General features: G+C 61.9%; 2 protein-coding genes. One reads left to right on the top strand and one right to left on the bottom strand.

Going from position 1 to position 4,097, the window contains the following annotated elements:
• Positions 1 to 50: 50 nt before the first annotated feature.
• Complete coding sequence (locus WH7805_RS09845; protein WP_006042924.1) at positions 51 to 2,384, bottom strand: bifunctional (p)ppGpp synthetase/guanosine-3',5'-bis(diphosphate) 3'-pyrophosphohydrolase; 2,334 nt, start codon at positions 2,382 to 2,384, stop codon at positions 51 to 53.
• A gap of 58 nt (positions 2,385 to 2,442) precedes the next feature.
• Here WH7805_RS09845 and WH7805_RS09840 point away from each other — a divergent pair, with 58 nt between their 5' ends.
• Complete coding sequence (locus WH7805_RS09840; protein ID WP_006042923.1) at positions 2,443 to 4,047, top strand: ABC transporter ATP-binding protein; 1,605 nt, start codon at positions 2,443 to 2,445, stop codon at positions 4,045 to 4,047.
• The last annotated feature ends 50 nt before the right edge of the window (positions 4,048 to 4,097 follow it).

Genomic DNA, 4,097 nt, shown 5'->3' with positions numbered 1-4,097 from the left:
TCCGTCCAAACCACAACGGGCAGGGTCAGCGCAACCTTCAAAGCTGCGAATCACCCCTGACCCGTTCGCGCGATATCGAGCACATCCGCCATCGAACGGATCTGATCCATGGTGCGCTGCAACAGGTCGGCACCAGCCAGCTCCACGCGCAAATCGATCCGGGCTGGTTTGCCATAGGTCGTTTTCACACGCGCATCACTGACGTTGATCGATCCATCCGAAAGACGCATCAGGATGTCCTTGAGGATGCCCACTCGGTCGATCACCTCAATGCGCAACTGCACCGGGAAGCGCTGTCCATTGCGGGCATTGGCTGGATTCCAACGCACCGGCAGGCGCCGTTCACTGGGGATCGCCTCCACATTGGCGCACTCTTGCCGGTGAATGGTGATTCCATGGTTACCGAGTGCCACGGTGCCCACAATCGCCTCACCAGGCAGAGGGCTGCAGCAACCGCCCAGGCGATAGTCAAGTCCCTCCACTCCGAGAATCGGCACGGCGCCAGCATGGTCTTGCCGAACCGGCGCTGATTCCGCCTGTTCCACCAGCTTGCGGGCCACATCCTCATTGCTGAGGGGCTGAGTCTCCGCATCGGCTTGCAAACGGATTTCCTCCCGCAGCCGATTGAGCACCTGATGAAGAGTGACGGCACCGAATCCAAGGGCCGCCAGGAGATCATCGGTGCAGTGCAGGTTGCAGCGTTCAGAGACACGGGTCATCGCTTCGCTGTTCAGCAGAGCGTCAAAACCACTGCGCCCCAACTCTCGCTCCAGCAGCTCCTTGCCGCGTTGAATCGTTTCATCGCGATGGCTTCGTTTGTACCACTGGCGAATGCGATTCCGTGCCGTTGGTGTGGCTACAAAGTTGAGCCAATCCAGGCTGGGGTGCGCCGTTTTGCTGGTGAGAATGTTGATGAAATCCCCGTTCTGCAGCGGTGTGGAGAGTGGGCAGAGGCGATCGTTGATCCTGACGCCATGGCAATGATTGCCCACCTCGGAATGAATGCGATAGGCAAAATCCACAGCCGTTGAGCCCTTGCGCAAACCGAGAACATCACCCTTGGGGGTAAACACGAACACCTCCTCATCGAAAAGATCTTCCTTGATCGAAGCCAGGTAGTCGTTGTGATCATCGGAGCCCCCTTCCTGCTGCCAATCGACCAGTTGCCGCAGCCAGTTGAACCGTTCGGTGTCGCCCCCCGCGGCGGGTGACCCCCCCTCCTTGTATTTCCAATGGGCGGCAATCCCGAACTCCGACACCTGGTGCATCTCCAGGGTGCGGATCTGTACCTCGATCGGCCGGTGGCGACCGATCACCGCCGTGTGCAGCGACTGATAGCCGTTGGGCTTGGGCAGACCGATGTAATCCTTGAATCGTCCAGGAATGGGCCGGAAGGTGTCATGCACCACGGCCAGAGCCCGATAGCAGGCTTCCACACTCGGCGTGAGGATGCGCAGGGCCGCGACGTCGTAGATCTCGTGGAACGCTTTCTGCTGCCGTTGCATCTTGGTCCAGATGCCGTAAAGGTGTTTGGGGCGTCCATTCACATCGCAGTTTTCTAGGCCCGCCGCCGCCAGACGGTCACGGAGCAGCTGCACGGTCACCCCAAGGCGCTCCTCACGCTCGCTGCGCTTGGTGGCCACCTCCTGCTGCATCTCCCGAAAGGCCTCGGGCTCGAGCAACTTGAATGAAAGATCCTCCAATTCCCACTTGAAGCGACCGATACCCAGGCGATTCGCCAGTGGGGCATAGATCTCGCGGGTTTCACGGGCGATGCGCTGCCGCTTCTCTTCCCGCAAAGCCCCGAGAGTGCGCATGTTGTGCAGGCGATCGGCCAGTTTCACCAGCACGACCCGGATGTCGCTGGCCATGGCCAGAAACATCTTGCGCAGGTTCTCGGCCTGAGCCTCCGTGCGATTGGTGAAATGCAATCCTCCGAGCTTGGTGACTCCTTCCACCAGCCCCCTCACTTCAGGCCCGAAATGACTCTCCAGCTGCTCTGGAGTCACATCGGTGTCTTCCACGACATCGTGAAGGAAGCCGGCAGCGATCACGCTGGCACTGGCACCGATGTCGCGCAGCAGATCAGCGACCGCCACGGGGTGCACGATGTAGGGATCACCACTGGCGCGGAATTGTCCTTCGTGCAGCTGAAAGGCGAAATCAAAAGCCGCTGCTAGTAAGGCTTCCGAATCGGTCGGGCAGCTGTGGCCGATGCCCGGGGGGACATGGTTGATGCATTCGCGCAACCAGCACGGCAGCTCAATGCCGTAATCGTCAGGCGAACGGATCTGACGGTCACGTAACGCCACCAAACCGCAGGCAGGGCTAGCGGATCGTTGATCGATCGGCTGAACATCCGGTGCGGAGGTGGCGTTGAGCATCCGTCCAGGCAGTTGAATCCATGGTATGTAGCCGTGAGCCCTAGCGCTTCCTTCTGCCATGACCGACGCACCTGGGGCCGTACTGGAACTCCAGCAGCTGCGCCTGCGTTATCCGGGCAGCCCCGTCTGGACCCTCGATGGACTGGACCTTCGCCTGGACCCTGGAGAGCGCCTGGCGCTGGTAGGGCCCTCCGGATGCGGCAAAAGCACGGTTGCGCGAGCCGCCCTGCAACTGCTGCCTCAAGGAAGCCAATGCGAAGGCGGTCTCCGACTGAATGGCCGTGATCCACGTCGCCTGGCGATTCCTGATCTGCGCGCACTCCGTGGGGAATCGGTCGGCCTGGTCTTTCAGGATCCGATGACCCGACTGAATCCTCTGATGACCGTGGGGGGACACCTTCTGGACACCCTGCGGGCCCACCGACCGGAGATGAATGCTCAATCCCGACGGGAACGGGCCGAGGAACTGCTGGAGCAGGTTGGCATCGGTGCTGGACGCTTCAACGCCTATCCCCACGAATTCAGCGGCGGCATGCGCCAGCGCCTGGCCATTGCCTTGGCCATCGTTCTGAGCCCACCGCTGGTGATCGCGGATGAACCCACCACAAGCCTGGATGTAGCTGTGGCCGGTCAGGTGATGGCCGCCCTGCGCGACCTCTGCGACGACCTCGGCAGTGCCCTGCTGCTGATCACCCACGACCTTGCCATGGCCTGCCGATGGTGTGACCGCATGGCGGTTGTGGACGGAGGCCAGGTGGCAGAGGTCAATCGCAGTGACGTGGTGCTCACTTACCCGAGTTCGCGGGTGGGGCAGCGACTACTGGCGGCGGCCCGAGCTCGGGAGGGGGGCACGACCCCAGAAGCCCCTCCGGCAGCCATGGTGCTGGACGTACAGGAGCTCCGCTGCTGGCACAACCTGGGGGGGCCGCCCTGGGCGCCTAACTGGCTGAAAGCTGTGGATGGCGTGAGCTTTCAGTTGAAAGCAGGAGAAACCCTGGGAGTGGTGGGTGGCTCGGGCTGCGGCAAAAGCACGCTCTGCCGCGCCCTGATGGGCTTGACGCCGATTCGCGGCGGACAGGTCCAGCTGTTTGAGCGCAACTTGCTTCTGGCGCGCGGCCGGGAGGCCAGAGCCCTGCGCCGTTCCATCCAGATGGTGTTTCAGGATCCTCTGGCCTGCCTGAATCCCGCCATGACAGTGGCGGATGCCATTGCCGATCCTTTGCTGATCCATGGCTTGACCTCCCGTGCCTCAGCAAGGGAACGGGCCCGGGAGCTACTGGAGAAGGTGGGACTCGGACCAGCGGAACGTTTTCAGAACCGCCTGCCTCGCCAACTATCTGGGGGCCAGCAGCAACGGGTGGCGATCGCAAGGGCGCTGGCCCTGAACCCGAAGGTTCTGATCTGCGATGAGAGCGTGAGCATGCTTGATGCGGAAATCCAGGCTGAGGTGCTGGCTCTGCTTCGCCAGCTGCAGCAAGAGCTGGGGCTGGCGATGATCTTCGTGACCCACGACCTCTCGGTGGCCAGCGGCTTCTGTCACCGCCTGATCGTTCTCGATCGCGGCCACATCGTGGAAAGCGGTCCCGGCGATCAGCTTCTGACCACCCCGAAGACAGAGATCACCCGAACTCTGGTGGATGCCTGTCCTCGGCTGCCGGTCTGACGCCTGAGCCGCTAGGAGCGAACACAATCCAGTCAAGACCTGTCACACAT

Origin of the sequence: Synechococcus sp. WH 7805, assembly GCF_000153285.1 — a bacterium.
GTDB lineage: Bacteria > Cyanobacteriota > Cyanobacteriia > PCC-6307 > Cyanobiaceae > Synechococcus_C.
Note: the sequence above shows the minus strand (reverse complement) of the source record. Positions and strands in the feature narration are given on the sequence as shown.

What these genes read in the sequence shown, in the direction of transcription:
- WH7805_RS09840 (WP_006042923.1), top strand. Translation starts at nt 2,443, where the DNA reads ATGACCGACGCACCTGGGGCCGTACTGGAACTCCAGCAGCTGCGCCTG.
- WH7805_RS09845 (WP_006042924.1), bottom strand. Translation starts at nt 2,384, where the DNA reads ATGCTCAACGCCACCTCCGCACCGGATGTTCAGCCGATCGATCAACGA.